Source organism: Streptomyces sp. NPDC048295 (assembly GCF_040652135.1).
Taxonomy (GTDB): domain Bacteria; phylum Actinomycetota; class Actinomycetes; order Streptomycetales; family Streptomycetaceae; genus Streptomyces.
This window is the reverse complement of sequence record NZ_JBEZLL010000002.1, coordinates 358,316-379,778: the sequence shown is the minus strand read 5'-3', so window position 1 is coordinate 379,778 and position 21,463 is coordinate 358,316. Positions and strand designations below refer to the sequence as shown.

Here is a 21,463-nt window from a genome sequence, read left to right as displayed (position 1 = left end):
CCATGGGGGTCCGCACCAGCGGCCGCGCCAGCTCCAGAACGCTGTGTCCGCCGGGACGTGCCCACTGCGGCTTTCCCTTTGCACGTCGTCCGGTATCGCCTCCCCCGTCAGTGCTGGACGACCGTCACGAAGCCCCCAGCGACCGCTCTGCACCAGCAGCGCCGGGGATTTCTTCTCTGCGGGCGCCCTCGGCCGCCCGACCGGGCCAGAGCGGCGGGAACGGACCGGCTACGGGGCGAGCTCGAACGTCACGACCATTTCCGGGCAGCTGGGCAGCCGGGCTGGGCGCGGCGGGGTACCGCACGGTGGTAGTCGCGGCCGCCCGCGCCGCAGCCGCGACTACCACCGGCCGGGCCGGAGCATGGGGCCGTCGCCCCGGCCTGGGCCGCGAAGGCGGCCACCTTCTCCAGGGAGCCGCCCCTGAACGCCAGTTGGGACGCGAGGACCCACACCACCCGTTGCCCAGCCGTCGTTCACTGGTCCTGCCCTCGCGGTCTCTCGCGCGGGCCAGCAGCACAGGGAGCGCCTGGCGCAGGCGCCCGTACGCCCCCGCGGCGAACAAAAGCCGCACAGCCGCCAGGTCTCCGTCCGCCGCCCGCGCCCCCTCGGCGGGTCCGCCAGAAGGAGGCCGTGGCCGACGAGCCGTACGACCACGTACTCGCCTTCGCTGCTGTGACGGCCCCGTATGAGTACCTGAGCCGGCGTGGCATTCGGGTGGTTCTCCCACTCCGCCCTGCCCTTGTGGGTGGTGTTCGCGCTCTGGTCCCGTAAGACGGTCACCGGCTTCCCGGGCTGCTTCGGGCTCGGCTCGGTGAACGGTGTTGTGCTCCGTCGGCGTGATCACGGCGACGCCCGTGGGTGGGTGCCAGGCAGCGTCGGCCGCCCCGCGTTCCTTGCCGCTCAGATGGCCAGAATGCCGCCGTCCACCGCCACATGGCTGCCGGTGGCGAACGAGGAGCGGTCGCTCAGCAGCCACAGGGCCGCTTCCGCCACCTCTTGCGGTTCTGCCATCCGCTTTTGGATCTGGCGTGCGACGAATACCTCCTCCAGAGCCGGGTTGGCCGCCACCGCCGCGTTGATCATTTCCGTCCTGGTGGTGCCCACAACCAGGGAGTTGACGCGAATGCCGTACGCCCCGTACTCGGCGGCCGTGGCCTTCGTCAGGCCCAGCACAGCGTGCTTCGCCGCGACGTAAGGGGATGGTGCGCCGGTGGCGATGAGGCCTGCCGAACTGGCGGTGTTGACGATCGCCCCGTGGCCGGCGTCCAGCATGACGGGAATCTGACGGCGCAGGCAGTTCCATGTCCCGCGTACGTTGACATCCATGATGCGGTCGAAATCCTCTTCCGGCAGTTCGTGCGATCGGCCGAAGGCGGAGCCGGCGTAGCCGGCGTTGTTGAAGGCGCCGTCGAGGCGGCCGAAGCGTTCGACGGCTGTCGCCACGGCGCGCTCGACGTCGTCGGCCCGCGCCACGTCGCCGACGCTGCAGGCTGCTTGTCCGCCGGATGTCTCGATCTCATGGGCAAGGTCCTTGAGCCGGTCTTCGCGGCGGGCCATCAGGACGACGGCCGCGCCTTCGGAGGCGAAGAGTCGCGCTGCGGCCTCACCTATGCCGCTCGACGCTCCGGTGATCATCACGGTCCTGCCGGTCAGCAGGCCGGTGTTGTGCGCTGAGGATGTCCGATCGTTCATGACGCGAGTAAACCTGAAGCGGCGGGCCGTCACACTGCTTTCACCAGAGGGGCGTTCGATTCGGTGATGCGGTGCGGGCTCGATGGCGCATTGTGCCCTCAGCCTTGATGGCAGATATGAGCACAATGTGTCCCGTTCTCCGACTCAGCGGGAGGCCGTGGGGGCTTGGCGCCGAGATGCCTCAGGGGCCGATCTCAGTTCGTCCCCGTCCCCGTCCCCGCCCTTGTTCGTTTGGGCGGGACTCTCAGCTCCCGGTCTGATCTGCGGCAGTCGTCCTGTTTCTCTCGCGGGGGCTGTTCAGCATGTTCCTCGCAGGCGATCTGCCGGGCGAGGACGTCGCGGTTGGCCCACGGGGCGACGGCGGCGAGGACCAGGCACTGGAGCTCGCCCGACTCCACCACCTCCACCGGGCGACAGGGTCGCCGTGCCTGCCCTCGGTGGCGGGCAGCCCGTAGGCGCAGACCTGGTCGTAGGCCGGCAGAACCCCCTCGATCCGGCTGTCCGCAGCCGTCCGGCAGGCCTGCCTGTACACGACCGGCGTCGGCAGCGAGGTCTGCGCGTCGAGCTTCAGAGTGCGGGCATGCCGGAGGAAGCTGCTCTGCCCGGCGTCTGCCGCCCGTCCGACCAGGGCCACGACCCGAAACGCCAGGACTTGTCCGCCGATCGCGTTCGGAGCCAAATGGCGAGGGCTGCTGCGGCGGCTGCGCCGAGGAAGACATGGCCGAACTCTCCGACGCCGGCGAGCACGCCGGACGGAAGCCGGCCTCCAGCTCCGTGTTCCACCACCGTGCCGCATCGTCCAGGATGCGGTGGGCGCGCGGCTCCAGCGGGGTGTCGCCCGGGCCCGGACGACGCGGGGCGTGGGCGTCGAGCGTGGCCAGGAGCCGACAGACAGCAGCCGCGCCACCGGAGCCGACGCTCAACTCCATCCAGGTGGCGCGCGGATCGCCGAGCATGCCCTGGCCCATGAGCAGGGCATGCGCGAGGTGCCGGTCGGTGCCGGGCAGGTGCCCGCGCACCGCGGCCAGGAGCCGGCCGGGGTCCAAGGCGACCAGCAACAGGGCCGCGGCCGCTCCAGCACAGCCACGCGGCGACCGGCAACGGTCGGCCGGGGTCGAAGGCGTACGACTCGGGGGGCGCGACGGTGAACTCGCCGGCGTAGCGGTGCAGGGCCGGCAGACGCACGCCGACCGCGGTGGCGACCACCTCGCCGCCGGCGCGCGGCCAGGTCGTCGGCGACCAGGTCAAGGACGCTGCCGGACACTGCGGCGCCGCGCCGGCCCGGGTGGCGGCGTCTTTCAGCAGGCACCCAGCTCGCGCACCACCGAATCCGAGCCCGACAAACCCCGGCCGGAAGTACTGGCGGCGGAACTGGCCCGGCTCCGCCACGAGTGCGGGTGGTCCGCTCTCGCGTACGCGGGCACAGCTCTGGCAGCTGTCGTCAGTGGACACGCCCTGCGCGTCAGCGGCCAACTCGCCGTGCTGCGCACGGCGTTGGCTCGCCGGCGGAAGACCTTGATCACCCTTCGCGCGCCTGACGGGCCAATAATTGGTCTGTACCAAATCTGGCGAAGCTCTTGCCGGAAGCCGCGCACCTGGGCAGGATTTGACTCGCGATCAAGCAGGTAATCACCTGCTTTCACATCTATTGTCACGCTTTGGTATCCGCGGCGTCCGTGGCACCCCATGGAATCCGCCCGTCGAAGCCGGATCGCTCCTCTCCTCGCTCCACCTGTACATGCGCCTCTTCCCCTCACGCGTCGTCATCGGATGAAGGAGTCCCCATGTTCATGAAGTCCCCTTCCAGGAAGCGCGGTTTCGCCGGTGCTGTGGCCTTCGCGGCGGCCACGGCGGGCATGTTGCTGGCCACGGCACCCGCCGCCCAGGCAGCGCCCGGCGACTGCACCGTCCTGTCCGGGAGCAGCACCCTCTCCAGCCTCTGCACCAGCGGTACCGGTCAGCACCGGATTCACGCGGTGCTCAACCCGCTCGACCCCAGACTTCCGCAGCGCATCATCCTCGGTAACTGGGCTCCGGTCGGCCAGACTTCGACCGCCTCCAATCCGTGGGGTGCGCAGTACGTCGTGAGCGCCTGGGTGGACCGCGTCGACTAGGAACTGCCAGGTCGATCGTGTTGCTGGTCAGGGGTGCGAGCGTGTCAAGGACGAGCGTGAGCAACGAGACCAGCAACATGGTCCGCCTGTGGGTCGAGCCATGGGGAACCGATCACTTGATGCGGCCGGGTGAGGAGTTCACGGTGGTGACCGAGGCGGAACCGGAGCAGTCGCCGTTCAACGTGGCCGTGCATGACCAAGGCATCACAGTGTGGGTGAACGCCGGTCATGACGCCGAGGTCTTCGACGGGAACGACGTACTGGTGCCCTGCGGGCATCAGCGGCCCGTTGCCAAGGGCGGTAGCTGAGCTGCGTCCGATCGTCAGGTCCGGAGCGGGATGACCACGGTTGCGGCAGTGGCGATGCCAAGGAAGACATAGGCAAGCATGTCGTATCGCGTGGTCACCGCGCAAGACTGCTTCAAGCGACTGATCGTCTGTTGGACAGTATGGACGCCGGCGCGGGATCGCCGGGACAACTACCTGCAGGCAGTCCTGTCGAGGTCGAAGAACCGCCTCCCTGTACCGCAGAGGGACCATTGAGGCACCACCCGGAGGCGAACACCGCCTGGAAGCGACATCCTGTAAGGGAGGTATCGCTGCGTCCAGGCGGGACAGTCATGAGGGAACCGGAGATCGACTACAAGGCGGTGTTCCAGGCCCTTCCCGGGGCGGTGGCTCTCCTGACCCCGCAGCTTTTCTTCACGGACGTCAACAAGGAATGGCTGCTCATTGTCGGCCGCAGCCGCGAGCACGTGATCGGCAGCTACATGCCCGACGACTACGTCGACAGGCCCAGCCACCCCAATGCCGCCGTGGCACGCAACATCGAGGAGTCACTGCGCCGGGTCTCGGAGACCGGCAGGGCCGAGACCATGGAGCTGCAGCGGTTCGAACCGGAGGGCATCCCGGAGGCCACCGCCGCGCGGCCCGGGACGGCGGAAGCGCACTACTGGAGCATTACCAACATCCCCGTCCTGGACGCGGACGGGCGGGTGGCGCTGCTGTTGCACCGGGTGGAGGAGGTCACCGAACTCATCCAGGCCCGCGTGGTCGCACTGAGTCTGCAGGAGGCGATGCTGCCCGCTCCTCGCCCGGCCGGGCGCCATCCCGTGGCCGTGCGCTACCGGCCCGCCGTCGGCACGCTGGAAGTGGGCGGCGACTGGTACGACCTGGTGGATCTGCCGGGCGACCGCCTCGGAGTCGCCGTCGGCGATGTGGTCGGTCACGGACTGTCCGCGGCCAGTGTCATGGGGCAACTGCGCAGCGCGCTCAGCGCCGCCTCGCGCTCCTCCGTTGGTCCCGCCCAGGCCCTGGACATCCTTGAGTTGTACGCCCACTCCGTCGCCGGCGCCGGGAACACGACGGTGGCCAACGCATTCGTCGACTGGAACACCCACATCATCACCTACAGCAGCGCCGGCCACCTGCCGCCGGTCCTGTTGCGGAACAACGGCACTGTCGAGTTCCTGGACCAGGCCACCGACCCGCCGCTCGGCGCCTGCCTCGATCACGGCACCCGGCCGCAGGCCACCACGCCCTTCACCGAAGGCGCGTCCCTTGTGCTGTACACCGACGGCCTGGTCGAACGCCGGCGCGAGGACATCGACACCGGCCTCGACCGGCTCGCCGACTCTCTGGCCCGCCACTGCGGGACCGACGCCGAAGCCCTCGCCGATGCCCTGCTGGCCGACCTGTTCCCGTCGACAGGCAACAGGGACGACACCTCACTCGTCATCGTGCCCCTATAACCCGACGGTCCACGCGTTCACTCCGGGAAGTACCACGCAGATGCCCCGCTGCGATGTCGGTGCACGCCACACCTCAAGACGGCACTGTCACGTTGTTGGGTGCGCGTGATTCTGACGGCGCGTCGGGGCGCGCTGAGGCAGGTTGGTGTGCGCGACGCACACCTCGGTGGCCGAGTCCACCGACTCCACCCGGTCCGCATGATCACGCCGCTCGGCCGGGCCCGTAGTCGAACCCGCTCGTACGGGCTGGAGGCCCTGGAGGCGCCGCAGGGAGAAGGGGGCCGGGGCGGGGTGTCCTGCTTCTGTTCCCTCGCGACAGGTCGGTCACGGACGGGGTCGTCCGTGATCCGGCGATCCAGCCGCGGTTCACCGGGCGCAACGCCCGGTTGGCCTGCTCGGTGAGGTCGGTTGTCGCAGGTGTCGAACATCCGGGAGCGGGAGGTGGCCTCGGCGGGGTCGGCGGTGAGGTGGTGTGGCCTTCACGCCGATCCAGGCCCGGCTGTGGGTGGGTGATACGAATGGAGCGAGGGGCTCCAGTTCCCGAGGGTCTTGTCGTCCTTCCTCCAATTGCGGTTGCCCTGCACCGCGATCAGCTGCGAACCGGACCGGTTCATACGGGAACTGCCCGTTCCTCCCGCGGCTGCCCCGCTCCGGACCAGTGGTTCCAGTCTCCATTCGGTCCGAGGCCGGTTCTTCCGGACGGTGGTCCGCGGAGCAGCCGACCCGGGGGCTACCGCTGCGCGAACTTCTCCTGGAGTGCGGCCAGTCCGCTGCCGTAGGTGCCGTCCCCGAAGACAGCCTCGACCTGGGGCACGGTCTCCTCGGCGGCCCGGTAATGGGCGGACCAGACGACTTCGGTGGCCCCGCTGTCGTGCGGCAGGACGGCAAGCGTGGCGACGTATTCGGTGACCGGCAGCATCGGATCGAGCACGGTGTAGGTGTAGGAGCGGGCGCCGGGATCGCGGGAGAGCAGGCGTTCGCGGGCCAGGACCTTTCCGTCGATGGCGAAGACACGCACCGCAGCGTCCTCGCCCACCGTCGACGGGGGGACCTGCGGGTGCCAGTCGGCCAGCCCGTGGAAGTCTCCGACGAGGTCCCAGACCTGCTCGGGAGAGGCCGTGACGACGGCAGTGCGCTTCAGCGTCCTTGGCATGGTGTCGTTCACCAGGCACCGTCCCCGCGCAGCACGGCGTCGGCGCCGCCGTCGATGAAGACGACCTGGCCGGTGACGTGGGTGTTCTCGGGTGTGGTCAGCCAGTCCAGGAGCGGGGCGACCTGCTCGGGCCTCGCATGTCCGTGCAGCGGCATCGGGACGCTGGCGTCGACGACAGCGCGTGACTGCGGGTCGTCGAGCAGCGGCCGGGTCATCGGCGTGACGATGGTGCCGGGGGCGATGGCGTTCAGGGGGATCCCCGCGCCGGCCCACTCGTCCGTGATCGCGGTCCGGCGCACCCAGCGCGCGACGGCCTGCTTGGACGAGCCATAGATGACACCGCCCGCGCCGCGGTCCGCGGCTGCCTGGGCCGCGCGGACGGCCGCGTCCTCGTCGCCCGCGAGCACCGCCTCGACGATCGCCTGGTCGGCCGGGTGGACGGAGGCGACCGAGGCAACGACCACCGCCCGTGGGTCGTTGCCGGCCGCGAGCAGCGGACGGAGTCCCTCCAGCGTGGCGAACGCCCCGAAGCAGTTGACCTTCACAGTGAGCGGATCGAAGAGCGACAGCCCGGCGCAGGCGATCACGGCGTCCAGTCGCCCTCCGCTCAGCTCCGTGGCGCGTTCGACCAGTTGGGCGCGCCCCTCGGAAGTGGAGAGGTCGGCCGCGATGTCGCTGCCCTTGAGATCTGCGCCGATGACCCGGTGCCCTGCGCCCTGCAGTCGGTCCCTGGTGGCCTTACCGATGCCGGATGCGGCTCCGGTGACCAGATAGGTACGAGACACGTCGTACTCCTTACTGCTTGTGACCCCCGTCCGCTACGCCACTCTACGCCAACCTGGCACAACATGCCATGAGGCTCAGTTGTGCCAGACTGAGGCCGGGCAACGCCCGCCCCACGAGGAGGACCGTCATGGCAGGCGCCGACACACCGCGCCCCACGTTGATCGAACGGCGCCGGGAGACGACCAGGCTGGACATCGCCGAGGCCGCTGCCGACCTCTTCATCCGGCGTGGCTACGACGCGACGACGGTCGACGAGATCGCCCGTGCCGCGGGGATCTCGCTGCGCACCTTCTACCGGCACTGCCCCGCGAAGGAAGACGCCCTCACTCCCCTGCTCACGGGGGGCGTCGTCGGTCTCGTCGACCACCTGGAGCGGCAGCCGTCCGACGTGCCGCTGCCGGCCGCCGTGCAGGAGGCGTTCATCGCGTCGGCAGAGGGCCTGCGGCCCTCGGGCCCCGCCCGCACCCGGGAACTGATCCGCGTGATGGGCGGCGTGCCGGAGATCCGGATGCGCTGGCTGGCGGCTGCACGCTCGATGCAGGACCGGCTCGCGCCCGTGCTGGCGGCCCGGGGCGGACCGGCGGCGGACAGTCTGGAAGCGAGGCTGCTCGCGGCCGTGGTCATCGACGCCATCACCGTCGCGCTGGAGTACTGGGCCGAGCACGACAGCCCCGATGACGTCACAGACGTCTCCGCACGTACGCTCGCCCTGCTCCGGCTCGAAGACCGGTAGGACCGTAAGAACCCAAGCACCACAGCCCGGGCCGCCCGCGCCTATCTCGATGTCTGCTTCTTCCATCCCTTCGACGACGGCAACGCCAGGTCCGCCTTCCTCACCCTCGTCTTCGTCCTCGCCCGCGAAGGTGTCGCACTCGACGAGATCAGCCTGCTGCGCCGTGTCACGTTCCAGGCCGACGAGCCCGCAGACGCACTGATCCTCACCCGGTACATCGACGTCCACCTCACGGCGACCCGGCGCAGAGCAGCGATTCCCGGCTCCTGAGGGCTTGCAGAGAATCAACCGGTTGCTTCTCTGCAAGCCCTCAGGCAGCGTCCTGACGATCTCCGGCTTCAGTAAGCTCTCCTGAAGCCCAGGACCTGGAGCCCCAGGTCGGCCGACGACGGGGAAGGCCGGCAATGCGGGTCCAGTACGACGCATCGGCGAATATGGCGTACATCTACCTCGTCGACAGGATCGCCCCAGGAGAGGCCGTCCGACAGGTACCTGCCGAGGACGACACGGCGATACTCGACTACGACTCGCACGGACGACTTCTGGGCATCGAGCTGTTCAGCGCCAGACGCCGGTTGCACCCGGAGCTGCTGGCCAGCGCCGAGAGGATCGACCGTGAGCGGCGTCCGCCGAGCGCGTGATTCGTCGAAAGAGCTATGGGGAGTCGGGGCGATCCGACGGCTGCCCAGTGGGAGCGGCTTGAGCCGCTTCTGCCGGTGAGCAACGGCCGCTGGGGCAGGTGGCGGACCATCGGCAGGCACTGTGCGGCTCCCTCCTCACCGGACAGGACAGCATCCGGCTTTGCATCGCCGTCGACGAAGCCGATGGACTCGTCGCGGCCGATGTACGCCTCACCGGCGCACTGACCGCCCCGCTCTCCGCACTCCCCACACTCGTACGCGAAAAGGAGCGCTGGACGACCGACTGAACTGCGCCCACGCGGTCGACCTGGCCGTCTGGTAGCCACCGGGCAGAACAACGGCAGTCTCCGGACACCCCGTGGCCTGCGGGGGATCGCCACCGTCGTCATCGCCCACATCGGCGTAACCCTGGCCGAGCTGATCAACGACCAACGAGCACGTGCACAGTCAGTCCCAGCGAAGGTCCTCGGCATACGGGGGCGCATTCTCCAAGTCGGGCCGGAGTCGATTTGCACCAACGCGCCCCTCCCGGCATCACACGCTCCATCATCGGCGATTCCGCCAACCTCGCAGCTCCACAGACTTGTTGCAGGAAATGGGGCCATGCATCCTCCACGCGCCGCCACCCGCTCCGTCCCAGGATTCCAGGACCGAACGGAACACAGGTATTCGACATCCCGGCATGGCGGTTGAGCCGGACGACCTGCCGGACGACCACCATGGGGGGGGACCAACACCGACTACGGCCGCCATGAATGAGCAGCAGGTCAACGCGCCCGCTCCGCCATCGCCGGCGGAGATCGCCCACCACAGGCAGTACTCCGTCAAGCCGCTCGCCGAGGCTTCGTTCTGGCGGATGTGCGTGCAGATTCCGGCCCGCCCCGAGCCGGATCGCATGGATGCCGCGACAAACTGGCCGGCGGGCGTTGGGGTCGCTCGCCGCCTCCGGGCATTCAGGACGGCGACAGGGTGGAGGGAACGGGCGGAAGCCATGCAGGGGTGTTATGGCGGAAGCTGTACCCGACAGGGATGATCCCGGAGCCGTCGTCCAGGGCCGAGACGCAGATTCCGAGGTACTCCTCACCGTCGGCCGCCGCCCCGAGCGGCGTACTGCACACGGGGCAGGACCAGCGCTCCATCGTGGGCCAGGACCGGTACGAGCGCGGCGTCCCCGGCCCGGTCCAGCTGAAGGCGGTCCGGCGGAACCCGACCCAGGCCATGAGCGGGCCGCCGGACAGGCGGGAACAGTGGGGGCAGGCGCACAGGTGGGGATCGTAGGGCTCTCCGGTCGCTTCGAACCGGATGTGTCCGCACAGGCACCCACCGCTGAAAACCTCTTGGGCAGTTGCGTGGTCGTTCGGCATGGGAGTTCCTCGCTGTCGCGGCAGGGGCATCGGGCGCGCCGGTTCGCCCCGAGCGGGCGGGGCGGCGGGCGGAAGCCGGGGCGGCTGAGTGCGCCTCGGGGCGGCAGCCTGGCACGCCGGATCCGCGGCTGTGGTGCGACCGCGCAGGTTCGGGCCATTGCCGCCCCCCTGAAGCCGCGCGGTGCTTGCTGGAGGGGCACGGTCGCCGCACGGGTCGGCAAGGATTTCAGGTTGGCCGGAAACCCGCGACCGATACGGCCGAAGGGGTGACCATCCATCGAACGGAGACGTTTCAAACGCCCAGTCCCTGTGCGACCGGTGCAAACCGCAGTATTCGCACAAGCATCCAGGATTCCCCTCGCCGTCACCCGTTACGGCGAGCCGTGTGGCCCGTTCTTAGAGCACCCGTGCCATTCGATGACCTGATGGAGGACACGATGACTTCGCTTTCCGCCTCCGCGCACACGCCACTCGGATTCGAACGATTGCGGCCCGCCCCTGACCATCGCGCCACTGGTACGCAGCCGATTGGGGAGTCCGCCCGCTGCTCGTCACGGCCGGACACGGGGTGGTCGACCGAGCGGCTCCCGAACCGCCGGTCACCAGGGACGGACACGCCGGACGGCCGGATGTCCGCCGGGCGGGGGTACCGACGGTGAGAGCACGCAGGAAACAGGAACAGGGTGGTATCTCGCAAGCCGAGCAGGAGCTCTACGGGGGCCGGCTCAGGTGGGACCAGAGCTTCGTGCGCTACGAAGGCGCGCTGACCCGGCTGGGGTTCGGTCAGATGGCGGCGGCCTTGCCGCGGATGGCCGGGATGGTGCTGCGTACGGGGTGGGACGTCGACCGGCAGGCGCTGGCCGGGGTCGTGGCAGCGCAGGCCGGGCAGGGGGTGACCGCCGCGTGGGGTCTGGTGGCGGTCAACAGTGCCCTGACGCAGTTGTTCGCCGACGGCCCGACCGCGGACAGGCTTCGCGAGTCACTACCGTCCCTGATGGTTTTGGCAGTGGTGTCGGTGGCAGCGGCGCTGCTGGCCGCGTGGTCGACGGCGATGTCCGGGCGGCTGGAGCCTCAGGTGGAACGTGCTGTGTCCGCCCGCTACTACGAGGCCGTGACCCGGGTCGAGGTGGAGGCAACCGAGCGGCCCGAGGTCCAGCGTGTGCTGGAGGCGGGCAAGTTCGGAACGGACTCGGCGCGCGCGATGCTGCGGCTGACCGTGGGTGTGGGCAACGTCCTGATCGGCATGGTGGCGGCCGCCGCCGTGCTGGCGGCGCTGCACCCGGTCTTGCTGCCGATGCTGCTGGCCATCGCCCTGCCCAAGGGATGGGGTGCGGTGCGCTCGGCTCGCCGTGACTACACCTCGCGTCTGAACTGGGTCGATCACCGGCGGGCGATCGCCTCGCTGCTGGCGTATCTGACCCGGCCCCATGCGGCGGGCGAGATCCGTGTGCACGCGGCGGGCAAGAAGCTCCTGGCCGGATACGAGGAGATGTCGCGGCAGTCGGAGACCGAACAGCGGCGTCTGGCGCGGGCGCAGGCGCAGACCGACCTGGTCGCCGGAGGGTTCTCCGGTCTGGCCTCCCTTGCCGGCTACGGGTTGTTGTGGTGGCTGTTGAGCCGTGGCGGTCTGCCGCTGGCGGTCGGCGGGACTGCGGTCATCGCCATCCGTACGTGCACCGCACGGCTGACGTCGCTGGTGCAGCAGGTCAACCGGCTCTACGAGGAGATGCTGTTCCTCTCCGACACCAAGAACGCCACCGAGGTGGCGGGCAAGCACGCCATCCCGTCCACCGGCACGCCGCTGCCGCCCCGCGTGTCCGCCGTGCACGTGAAGAACGTGTCGTTCGCCTACCCCGGGGCGACGTCCCCCTCTCTGAAAAGGGTGAACATGTCGGTCCGACGCGGCCGAGTAACGGCCTTGGTCGGCGCGAACGGCTCGGGAAAGACCACGCTGACCCGTGTCCTCGCCGGACTGCTGCTGCCCTCCGAAGGCCACGTGTGGTGGGCAGGCGAATCCGGCGATCAGGTCGAACTGCGTGAAGCGGACCGGGCACAGGTCTTCGCCCAAGTGGCGGTACTCGCCCAGGACTTCCCACGCTGGGAGATGACCGCCGCAACGAACGTGGCCATTGGTATCGGTGACCGGCCCCGGGACATGGACCGGGTCGAGGAAGCCGCCAGAGCCGCAGACGTGCAGGACCTCGTCGAGAATCTTCCGCACGGCTGGGACTCGATCGTGTTCAAGGGGTACGAGCGTGGAGTCCAGCTGTCCGGCGGGCAATGGCAGAAGCTGGGTACCGCACGCGCCTGGTACCGGACTGCGCCGTTCCTCCTCGTCGACGAGCCGACATCGGCCCTCGATCCCCATGCGGAGATCGCCGCTTTTCAGCGTCTGTGGTCGCTGGCAGAACACGGTCACGCCGTTGTACTGGTCACGCACCGGCTGGCCGCGACAGCGAAAGCCGACCATATCTACGTCCTCGATCAGGGCGTCGTCGCCGAAGAGGGCACCCACGGCGAGCTCATGGCTGTCGACGGGGGTCTCTACCGGCAGATGTACGAGGCCCAGGCTGCTCAGTACGGGCTCGACCAGCCGGCAGCAGGCACGATTCCCGCGCCGCGGAGCGGCACCGACCGGCACCAGGGAACGCGATGACCCTTCGGGGGCGCGTACCCGAAACACCAATCAACTCCCCAGACCCAGGCGGTATTTCCTTGAACACGTCCACCTCCTCCCAGCCCGCAAGCACCGCCGTCCTGATCGTCAACGGGCGGGGCGATTACCTTCTTCACCTGAGGGATGCACACAAACCGATCTGCGACCCCGGTACCTGGTCCCTGGTCGGCGGCGGGCCCGAACCCGGCGAAACCCTGGACGAAGCGATCGAACGCGAGATCCTCGAAGAGACGGGGCTCGTCCTCTCCGGTATCACCCCTTACACGACCGTGCAGGCCCACGGCCCGAACGTCACCGAGGGACACATCCAGGTCTACACGGCCCGCTGGGACGGCGTCGCCCACGACCTGCCCGTCAGCGAAGGGATCATGTTCGCCTGGTTCGACATCGCCACCATGGAGCAGCTGGTGATGTGCTCGTGGGCTCATGACGTGATCGAGGCCCACCACTCCGAGTACCCCGCTCCGCCGCTGCCCGGGTCACCGGACGACGCCGGTCAGGGTGGGGCGGGAGCGGTGAAGAACGTGATCGGCGCGCACCTGTTCCTGGAGCGCGACGGCCGTACGCTGCTCGGTCGGCGTCATCCGGATGCGGAGTTCGCGGGTGGCGTGTGGCATGCCCTGGCCGGGCATGTGGAGTGGGAGAGCGTTCGCGCGTGTCTGGTCAGGGAGGCGTACGAAGAGGCCGGGATCGTCGTCGAGCCTGGAGACCTCACCCTGGTGCACACCGTGCACGTTCTCGACGATCGCAAGGGCGCCGAGCCCCGGATCCAGCTGTTCTTCCGGGCGAGCCGGTGGTTCGGGGAACCGGAGGTCCGCGAGCCCGACAGCTGCACGGCCTGGCAGTGGTGGCCGCTGGACGGCCTGCCGGAGCCGATGGTCCGCTACACCCGTGCCGCAATCGACGGCATCCTCACCGGTACCGCGTACACCGAGCTCGGCTGGGCGCCCGCGGTGCCTGCCACCGGTGGCAGGTGAACTGCGGTGAATCGCGAATCCGGTACGGCCGACCCGGTGGCCGAGGGCCGGGTCGTCGATGCAGCATCGGCGCGTCTGGCGCTCGTCGAACGCCTTCAAGCGGCTGGGGTGTTGACCGATCCACGCCTGCGGGATGCGCTGTCGCGTCCGGACCGCGGCGTGCTGATGCCACGGGCGTATGTGCGGCGTAGTGAACAGGGCAGCGAGCCTGTGGTGTGGGAGCTGCTCGACGGAGCACACCGCAAGGACCGGGCGGAGTGGCAGGACCTCGTGTACTCGGGCGAGTCGGTCGTGGTCCAGCGTGACGGGGAACAGCTGGAGGGGCAGGTCCGTGGCGTGGTGAGCGGGGGCCGCATGACGGCGAAGTCTACGTTCACTCCGTACACCGTGGCAGTCCTGCAGAGGATGCGGATCGCCGAAGGGCACAGGTACCTGGACCTCGGCACCGGGCCGGGTGTCTCGCTCGCGCTCGCTGCGACGCTCACCGGGCCCGGGCGGGCGGTCGGTGTCGAACGGGACGTGCGCATGGCCGCGTTCGTCCGGAAGACTCTCGACCGGGTCGGCGCCGGCGCGAGGGTGGTGGCCGGTGACGCACTCGACGGGCACGCTCCGCGGGCGCCGTACGACCGGATCCATTCAGGGATCGGCGTGCCGTGTCTGCCGTCGGCGTGGGTGGACCAGCTCGTCCCCGGCGGGCGGCTGGTGACCACGTTGGCGACGCGGATGCCGAGCCGGCCCGGGCACTGCCTGGTGACGCGCACACCGGCAGGGCACGTCGAGGCCGTGCTGGAAGGCGGACCTCGCGGCCACCGCCCCCTGCACGGATACACGTGGCTCACCGCCCGGCATCATCTCCCCCGGATCGCGGACTGCCCCGGGAAGAAACGCCCCACCGCTCTGGCTCCGCCGCCGGATCACACGTACGGGTTCTGGCCGGCCGCCGCCTATCTCGCTCCGGGGGTGGTGCGGCACTTCCAGGCCGACACACTCACCGTGGTGGCCCCCGAGGAGAACTCCTGGGCCGTGGCCGGCCCGGGTGACGGCACTGTCCGTGTCCACGGTCCGCGCGATGTGTGGGCCCCGGCTGCGCGCCGAGCACCGCTCCCGCGACTCATGGACTGGAGAACGCTCATGACCGACCCCTTGGCCCCCTTCGCTGCGGCCAGAACGCCGGGAACAGTCCGGCGACCGGTGGTCCGCGCGGCCCTTCCCGCAGACGCCGAGAGCATCGTCCGGCTGCGCTCCGCCTATGTCTTGTCCAAGCCCATGGACGAGGAGTGGATCCTGCGGTGCACCGAGAATCTGACGCCGCGGCTGGCACGTGCGGGGGACACGCGGGCGTTCGTCATCGATGCCGAGGACGGTTCGATCGACGCCTGCGCCCTCGGCCTGATCCATCCCGTACTCCCGTTACCGGCCTGTCCCAAGGGCCTTGCCGCCCGGGTACATGTTGTCGCTACGCGTCCGGACGTCAGGCGCCGTGGCTACGCCAGGGCCGTGGCGTCCGCCCTCCTCGACCACCTGCGCACCGAACAGGTCACGCTGTTCGAGCTCCACGCCAGCGAGGAGGCAGCACCGCTCTACCGCGAGCTGGGGTTCGCCGGCAGTCCTGCGCTGATGCGGATGACGGCTACGGCTACGGCTACGGCTACGGCTACGCAGATGACCGTCCCGGGCGTGCGGCCGGGCAACGCGGCCGACACGCCCTCGCCAACGCTGGAGCAGTATGCCGAGACAGTCCCCAAGGCAACCCTGTGGGGATGCCTCTACTTCACTGATGAGGACGACCGGCCGCTCCAGGTCCACTCCGTCTACTCCCCCGCGTACCCGTGGCAGCTGGTGGGCGGCACGACGGACCCGGGCGAGCACCCCTGGCAGACGGCCGTGCGGGAGTGCGGGGAGGAAATCGGGATCACGCCCGCCGGGCCGCCCCGGCTCCTGGCCACGGTGTTCAGCCCGCCCGGCGGCGGCTGGCCCTGTCCCACGATCGGTTGTGTTTTCGATGGCGGTCGGCTCACGGCCGCGCAGATCCGTGCCATCACCCTGAATCCGAAGGAACACGACGAGGTCCGCGTCCTGCCTCTGCCCGGGTGGAAGGAGCTGATGCCGCCCGGCGACTTCGCGCGCCTGAGCGCTGTGGAGGAGGCGCGCCGGACCGGCGTGGCCGCATATATCGACTCCTGGGGCTGGGGAAACAGTTGAGCATCATCCTTATGGCCGACCTGCGGGTGGTCGCGATTCCGGTGCGCGACAGCGGCGAGCCACTCGTCGATGTCCGCTCGGGCCCGACCATGGCCTTCGTCAAGCCGTAGCCCCTGTGGGCCGTTGGTGGAGGGGGCCGTCGCGAAGCATGGCGAAGGGGACGTCACCGCGGCGTCGGGCGAGTGCGATGTGGGCGGTGAAGACCTCCACGAACGGCCCCGGCCATCCGCAGTGCCTTGGGACGTGTCGAGGTCATGAGGCGACGGCGCCCGGCTTTTGCGGACCCGAGCCCGGGAACCGAACTCGTCGAGCAGCTGGAGCACGGCTTGGTGCTGGATGCGCGGGCCCAAGTCCCGTTCCAGGGAACGTGGATCCGGGTGAGGAGGTCGCGGAGCCGGTCGGTGATCCGGGTGGACCCACCTGCGAGGTCGTCGTCGAACCGTGTGAGCACCGCGAGCTCGGCTACGGTCTCGTCGTCGGGATCGATCGTCCGCAGGGTGCGGGGGCATCGCTCTGACGGCGTCCGCGATGACGACTGCGTCGCGGACGTCCGTCTTCGCCTCGCCGGAGCAAAGATCGGCGATCCACCGCATCGCGAACCGAGCACGTCCTGTTCGCCGCCCCCCGCGACGGCACCTTCTACGAACACGCCTGCCCGAGCAGCCGCCGGGTGATCACCTCGGACTTGACGCAGGGCGTGGAAGCCCGCGGGTGAAGGTCCTGACATGCCATTGGCTGGAGCAATGGTCGGCCCGAAGCGTCGCGGGGCAGCAGGATGGACGTCTTGCCCACATCATGTGCCAGGAGTCCCGCGTGTACAGGCTGTTTGAGTGGAGCCGCCAGGAGCAATGTCCGCATGCGGGCCCACACGGCGGCTTCATCCCCCGACTGAGCGGCGTCCGCGTCTGCGCTGCTCGCTCTGCGACGGAGTGAGCAGTGAGGTGGCCGGGCCGCCCCGGGGCGGCGAGTGGCGGGGCAGCGCCGCCCGGCGGGGGGGCGCCGCAGGTGCCGCCCGCGCCCGTGTGGATGCGGTGGCTGCCCGCCTTCTATGTCGCAGGCATCCTGGTGCTGGAACCACTTACGCCCGTGCAGTGGCCGGTGAGCTTCCTGCTCATCGCCCTCCCCGTGATCACAGCCTTCGCCCACGGCCCCGCTGCCGTCGCCGGCGTCACCGTGTTCGCGATCGCCTTCGAAGGAGTCCTGGCCGGCACCCCGTGCTGTGCGGGTCGCCCGGTGAGCTACGTGTGGGAGCGCCACTACGTGGCCACCTACCTGAGCACCGCTGTGGTCGGCGTCCTCGGAACTTTCCTGGCTGCCCACCGCGTGCGTCGGGAACGCACCCTCGCCAACGTGCGCTTCGTGGCCGAGATCGCGCAGCATGTCCTGCTGAGCCCGGTCCCGCACCGCGTCGGCCCGCTTCTGGTCGAATCCCTCTACCTTTCCGCCGCTGCGGAAGCGCGCATCGGCGGTGATCTGTACGAGGCCGTCCCCACCACGTACGGACTCCGCATTGTCATCGGCGACGTCCGCGGCAAGGGACTCCTCGCCGTCGAGACGGCCGCCACCCTTCTCGGCGCCTTCCGCGAGGCCGCCCACGACGAACCCGACCTCGCCGGCGTTGCCCGCCGGGCGGAGACGAGCATGAATCGCAGAGCCGCCCGCATGCCCGGAAACGACGTGAGCGAGCGCTTCGTCACCGCTGTTTTCGCGGAGATCCCCCGCAGTCACGTGGTCCGCATCGTCAACTGCGGTCACCCCCCACCCCTCCTCATCCGCTCCGACGGTGTCACCGAACTGGAGACGGCCGATCCCGCACCGCCCCTCAACCTGGGCATGCACCTCACAGAGACCTACCGGATCGACGAGTACCCCTTCGGTCCCGGCGACCAGTTGCTGCTCTACACCGACGGTGTCACCGAAGCCCGCGACCGCACCGGGGCCTTCTACCCCCTTCGCCGGCGTGTCCTCTCCTGGGGTCCTCTCCAGCCCCGAGAACTCCTCGACCGCCTCCACCACGATCTCCTCATCTACAGCAGCAACCACCTCCACGACGACACCGCGGCTCTCGCCATCTACCACCTGCCTGAATAGAAGTGCCTTGGAGATCTCGAAATCGCGCCCGCCTCGCATCGGTTTCATGCCGGTTGGTCTTCCGGTGATCCAGCGCGAACCCGAAAATAGGTGCAGCATCCACGTAGTTGTCGGTCCGGTTCCGGAGGAGTCGGCCGTCAGAGACCACGTCGAACCGTTTCGCATGGGCACACAGCACGCGCACGAAGTGGCGGGATGGGAGCAGGCCGCGTCGCGCTCGCCGCCCGACGCCTGAGCGAGAGCACCTCGTGCTTCTCACGGTCGTCGGTCCGCTCCTCGCCGGACGCGACAACCCCGCACAAAGAAATTGAGCATCCCCTGCGAACGCGGCCCGACTCCCCCGGCTCACCCCATGGAAACACCCTCGGGCCCCGGGGCAGTGGAGCAATCCGCGGCCGGCCCCGATGTCGCCGGGTCCGGCAACGGCTCTACGGGCACGGCAGGATGCACTACCAGTAGCGGCCCTCCGTCATGGCCTCCAGCGCCGCCCGGTTCATGACCAGGTCATCGGTGGTGGCCGGCGCCGCGACCTCGCCGAAGTGGATCTGCCGGTAGCCGACTCGTAGCATCACGATCGCGTGCCGAAGGCAGGCGTAGAGCGTGTGGAAGTCCATGTCCCGCGGTGTGTGCCCGGTGAGCTTCGCGTACCGCTCCTCCACCGCCGCCCGCCGGAAGAACTCCGGCAGTCCTTCCTGCCCCAGTGCGACTGTGAGGTCGTGAAAGAAGCGGTGCAGGTAGATCGCCCACCCTAGGTCCAGCTCCCGTGGTCCGAGGGCGGCCATCTCCCAGTCGAGGACGGCGGTGGGCTCGAAGCCGTCATAGATGATGTTGCCGATCCGCGCGTCGCCCCAGCTGAGCACCGTCTCGCCCTCCTCGGCCGGCCACAGCTCCTCCAACCGGGCGAAGGCGGCCTCGATGGCCGGTGAGCGCGGACGGCCGTCGACGACCCAGCCGTAGTACGTCCGAAGGTCCTCCACATGCCGCCGCAGCGGGCTGCCGCTCCCCCGCCCTGCGAGGAATCCCGCCTCCGACACCGGCACCTGGTCGTGCAGTCGCGCCAGGATGGAGATGCTGGCCTGCTCCAGTTGTTCGCGCTCGGCGTCCGTGGCGGCGTGCAGCCAATTGCCCTCGTAGGTGTACGGCATCACGTCGGGCGGCACACGCCCCTCGACGCGCTCCATCACGAAGAACTCCGCACCGAGATGGGCGGGGTCGGTCTCCAGCCAGTGCACGGCGGGTACGGGCAGGTCGGTGCGTGCGGCAACAAGACGCATCACCTGGTACTGACGGGTCATGTCGTAGGCGGGAAAGATGGTGTACGCGTTCGGGTCCGCGGCCAGGCGCAGTACGCAGCGGCGGACGGGGGGCGGCGCGGCGGCTTCGTCCTGCTCGATGTCGAAGAGCAGGGTCTCGCTCGACATGCCGTTGGAGTCCGGCACGGTGACGGTGGCCGGGCGGGCTCCGGGGTGGACGGCCGCCAGCCAGGATGCGAGCCGGCGGGTGAGTTCCTCCGGGTCGCGGGTGGTGCGCCGGATCCGGGGTGCTTCGGGAATTGCTGCCATACGAGGTCTCCGTACGTCAGGGCGCCACCGAGTCGTAGCCGGTGAAGCCGCTCGGGTCGTGGCGGCCGAACGTGCCGTGCTCGAAGATCCCGTAGCCGGTGGTGCCGTCGAGGGTGAAACGGGCGGAGTGTTCGGTGACGCCGAATGCGGCCATGGGGTGCGCAGACAGGTCTGCGAGGTCGTAGCTGCGTCGGTCGACCCAGTGGCGGCCGTGCCACGTCCCGTGGCTCCAGTCGTCAGCGGGTGGGTAGCCCGCGCCGACGGCCAGCGGGGAGGAAACGAGGATCTCCGCGGTGAGCTCGATGTCCTTGCGCCGGCGGTCGGCAAGATGAATGACCGCGTGCTCGGGGTGGCGTGTACCGGAGCGGTACGTGATGTCCGGCTGAGGCCAGCCCAGTTGGGTGTCGGGGTGGCTGTCACGTACCTCGACGGCGTCGCTGAGGGTGCGGTAGCCGTCGGGCTCCTCCTGGACGATCACCATCAGGAACCGGTCGTCGAACCGGACGGGGCACCACAGCCAATGGAAACCTCCGGGGACGTGCTCCTCCCCCGCGCGTCCGCCGTCCTCGCCGGGGATGGGCCGCACGCCCCAACTGCGGTCGCGTGTGCCGGTCCACTCGTCGGCGGTGACGTCGATCTCCTCGCCCTTCGCGCGGATGACGCCGGTCACCGTGCCGGCCTGAACGAAGCGGCGGCCTTCCAGAGTGAGGCGGTTGCCGCGGCGCATGGTGTGGTGCGGCTCCCACAGCGGCTCGAAGGCTCCTTGCCAGCTGAGATCGCACGACAGGCCGCCGGGGTCGGCCGGGTCGGCGGCGCAGTGCAGCGTGAAACGCTTCAGCGGCTCGTCGACGGTGATGCGGAGCGGGCCGACCTCCATCCGCATCCGGTCCTCGGTGAGGGCGTCGGAGGCACGTACGGCGAGGAGTTCGTCGCCCAGGCGGAGCGTGACGAAGGCGTCGATCACGCCGGTATTGGGGTAGACGCCCAGGCCCAGGACGAGCAGGGCGCTGCCGGTGTGGTCGAAGACGTGGAAGATGCAGCGGTCGTAGGCGTTGCGGTCGCTGGTGGCGATGTGACGCATGGAGAGCGGCACTTGATGCACGGGGTATTCATCGAGGGCTACGGGGCGTTCCGGCACAAGGGCCTCCGGCGGGGCTCATCGGGAGCTTGCACAGGACCTGACGATATGTCAGATCCATAACCGTGGCCAGAGGCTCGGCGCCGTCACGGTGTCCGTCGACAGCGGTGTGCCATTGCGGGGTGGAGTGGGCGAGGTGGACGGCGGCCCGTCTGTTCTCGATGCGCCCGGCAGCGCCGATGTACGGCTGCCCCAAGCCGACAATGCGGGTGCCTTTCCTCAGGTTGCCGGGCCTGGACGAACATTCCTGGACGAACCGCATCTTTCCTGCATCCAGCTGGTGAGGAAAGGGACTCGCAGGAACGGGCGGCCCTACGGCTGAGAGCGGAACCGTCCGGAGTACCGGTCGCCGTCGCGGACATCAGTGTCCGGGGCCGGCCGTGGTCGGCAGTGCGAGGGGCAGGCCCTTCCGGAATACACGGTCTGACAGAATGGTCTTCGAAACTCAGGCGACGCGCGTCAGGAAACCGGTGTGAATCCGGTACGGTCCCGCCACTGTGACCGGGCTGCAGCAGCCCGGAAGCCAGATACTGGCCGCGCCGCCTTCTCGTACGAACCAGGGGACGAGGACATCCCCCGGAAA

General features: G+C 69.4%; 16 protein-coding genes, 2 pseudogenes and 1 riboswitch. Of the genes and pseudogenes, 11 read left to right on the top strand and 7 right to left on the bottom strand.

Annotated elements, in window-relative coordinates:
- Positions 1–900: 900 nt before the first annotated feature.
- Positions 901–1,692, bottom strand: coding sequence for a glucose 1-dehydrogenase (locus AB0D53_RS04010; RefSeq protein WP_362439708.1), 792 nt, complete (start codon positions 1,690–1,692; stop codon positions 901–903).
- Positions 1,693–3,482: 1,790 nt separating this feature from the next.
- Here AB0D53_RS04010 and AB0D53_RS04005 point away from each other — a divergent pair.
- From AB0D53_RS04005 to AB0D53_RS03995, 3 genes are all read left to right on the top strand, one after another.
- Complete coding sequence (locus AB0D53_RS04005; RefSeq protein ID WP_362439705.1) at positions 3,483–3,806, top strand: hypothetical protein; 324 nt, start codon at positions 3,483–3,485, stop codon at positions 3,804–3,806.
- A 56-nt stretch (positions 3,807–3,862) separates the two neighbouring features.
- Positions 3,863–4,114 (top strand): hypothetical protein, encoded by a 252-nt coding sequence (locus tag AB0D53_RS04000; protein ID WP_362439702.1) that lies wholly within the window; start codon positions 3,863–3,865, stop codon positions 4,112–4,114.
- A gap of 311 nt (positions 4,115–4,425) precedes the next feature.
- Positions 4,426–5,556: a SpoIIE family protein phosphatase gene (locus tag AB0D53_RS03995; RefSeq protein ID WP_362439699.1), complete on the top strand. Its 1,131-nt coding sequence runs from the start codon at positions 4,426–4,428 to the stop codon at positions 5,554–5,556.
- 730 nt (positions 5,557–6,286) lie between these two features.
- Here AB0D53_RS03995 and AB0D53_RS03990 read toward each other — a convergent pair.
- On the bottom strand, positions 6,287–6,709 hold the full coding sequence (locus tag AB0D53_RS03990) for an SRPBCC family protein (protein WP_362439696.1): 423 nt from the start codon (positions 6,707–6,709) through the stop codon (positions 6,287–6,289).
- A gap of 8 nt (positions 6,710–6,717) precedes the next feature.
- The gene (locus AB0D53_RS03985) at positions 6,718–7,494 is read right to left on the bottom strand and encodes an SDR family oxidoreductase (RefSeq protein WP_362439693.1); all 777 of its coding nucleotides are present in this window, start codon (positions 7,492–7,494) and stop codon (positions 6,718–6,720) included.
- 128 nt (positions 7,495–7,622) lie between these two features.
- Between AB0D53_RS03985 and AB0D53_RS03980 the strand changes: the two genes are divergently transcribed.
- The 4 genes and pseudogenes from AB0D53_RS03980 to AB0D53_RS03965 all read left to right on the top strand — a co-directional run bounded on the left by AB0D53_RS03980 (position 7,623) and on the right by AB0D53_RS03965 (position 9,156).
- Positions 7,623–8,228, top strand: coding sequence for a TetR family transcriptional regulator (locus tag AB0D53_RS03980; RefSeq protein ID WP_362439690.1), 606 nt, complete (start codon positions 7,623–7,625; stop codon positions 8,226–8,228).
- Between the two features lie 66 nt (positions 8,229–8,294).
- Positions 8,295–8,498 (top strand): annotated as a pseudogene (locus AB0D53_RS03975) (cell filamentation protein Fic); the annotation flags it as partial.
- 134 nt (positions 8,499–8,632) lie between these two features.
- Complete coding sequence (locus AB0D53_RS03970; RefSeq protein WP_362439687.1) at positions 8,633–8,869, top strand: DUF2283 domain-containing protein; 237 nt, start codon at positions 8,633–8,635, stop codon at positions 8,867–8,869.
- 98 nt (positions 8,870–8,967) lie between these two features.
- Positions 8,968–9,156, top strand: coding sequence for a hypothetical protein (locus tag AB0D53_RS03965; RefSeq protein ID WP_362439684.1), 189 nt, complete (start codon positions 8,968–8,970; stop codon positions 9,154–9,156).
- 666 nt (positions 9,157–9,822) lie between these two features.
- On the opposite strand, the gene AB0D53_RS03960 is transcribed toward AB0D53_RS03965, so the two are convergent.
- Complete coding sequence (locus AB0D53_RS03960) at positions 9,823–10,089, bottom strand: aldehyde-activating protein (protein WP_362439681.1); 267 nt, start codon at positions 10,087–10,089, stop codon at positions 9,823–9,825.
- A 1,012-nt stretch (positions 10,090–11,101) separates the two neighbouring features.
- Here AB0D53_RS03960 and AB0D53_RS03955 point away from each other — a divergent pair.
- From AB0D53_RS03955 to AB0D53_RS03945, 3 genes are read left to right on the top strand one after another with little or no spacing between them, the layout of a single operon-like run.
- The gene (locus AB0D53_RS03955; RefSeq protein WP_362439678.1) at positions 11,102–12,889 is read left to right on the top strand and encodes an ABC transporter ATP-binding protein; all 1,788 of its coding nucleotides are present in this window, start codon (positions 11,102–11,104) and stop codon (positions 12,887–12,889) included.
- Between the two features lie 59 nt (positions 12,890–12,948).
- Complete coding sequence (locus tag AB0D53_RS03950) at positions 12,949–13,887, top strand: NUDIX hydrolase (RefSeq protein WP_362439675.1); 939 nt, start codon at positions 12,949–12,951, stop codon at positions 13,885–13,887.
- Positions 13,888–13,893: 6 nt separating this feature from the next.
- Positions 13,894–16,089 carry a GNAT family N-acetyltransferase gene (locus AB0D53_RS03945; RefSeq protein WP_362439672.1) on the top strand — a complete coding sequence of 732 codons (2,196 nt, stop codon included), beginning with the start codon at positions 13,894–13,896 and terminating at the stop codon, positions 16,087–16,089.
- A 220-nt stretch (positions 16,090–16,309) separates the two neighbouring features.
- Here the strand turns inward: AB0D53_RS03945 and AB0D53_RS03940 are convergent.
- Positions 16,310–16,685 (bottom strand): annotated as a pseudogene (locus AB0D53_RS03940) (transposase); the annotation flags it as partial.
- 409 nt (positions 16,686–17,094) lie between these two features.
- Between AB0D53_RS03940 and AB0D53_RS03935 the strand changes: the two are divergent.
- Positions 17,095–18,180 (top strand): PP2C family protein-serine/threonine phosphatase, encoded by a 1,086-nt coding sequence (locus AB0D53_RS03935; RefSeq protein WP_362439669.1) that lies wholly within the window; start codon positions 17,095–17,097, stop codon positions 18,178–18,180.
- 449 nt (positions 18,181–18,629) lie between these two features.
- Here AB0D53_RS03935 and AB0D53_RS03930 read toward each other — a convergent pair whose 3' ends face one another.
- Positions 18,630–19,733: a phosphotransferase family protein gene (locus tag AB0D53_RS03930; RefSeq protein WP_362439977.1), complete on the bottom strand. Its 1,104-nt coding sequence runs from the start codon at positions 19,731–19,733 to the stop codon at positions 18,630–18,632.
- 25 nt (positions 19,734–19,758) lie between these two features.
- Positions 19,759–20,880: a hypothetical protein gene (locus AB0D53_RS03925; RefSeq protein WP_362439666.1), complete on the bottom strand. Its 1,122-nt coding sequence runs from the start codon at positions 20,878–20,880 to the stop codon at positions 19,759–19,761.
- 430 nt (positions 20,881–21,310) lie between these two features.
- A riboswitch (cobalamin riboswitch) is annotated at positions 21,311–21,434 on the top strand.
- Positions 21,435–21,463 lie beyond the last annotated feature (29 nt).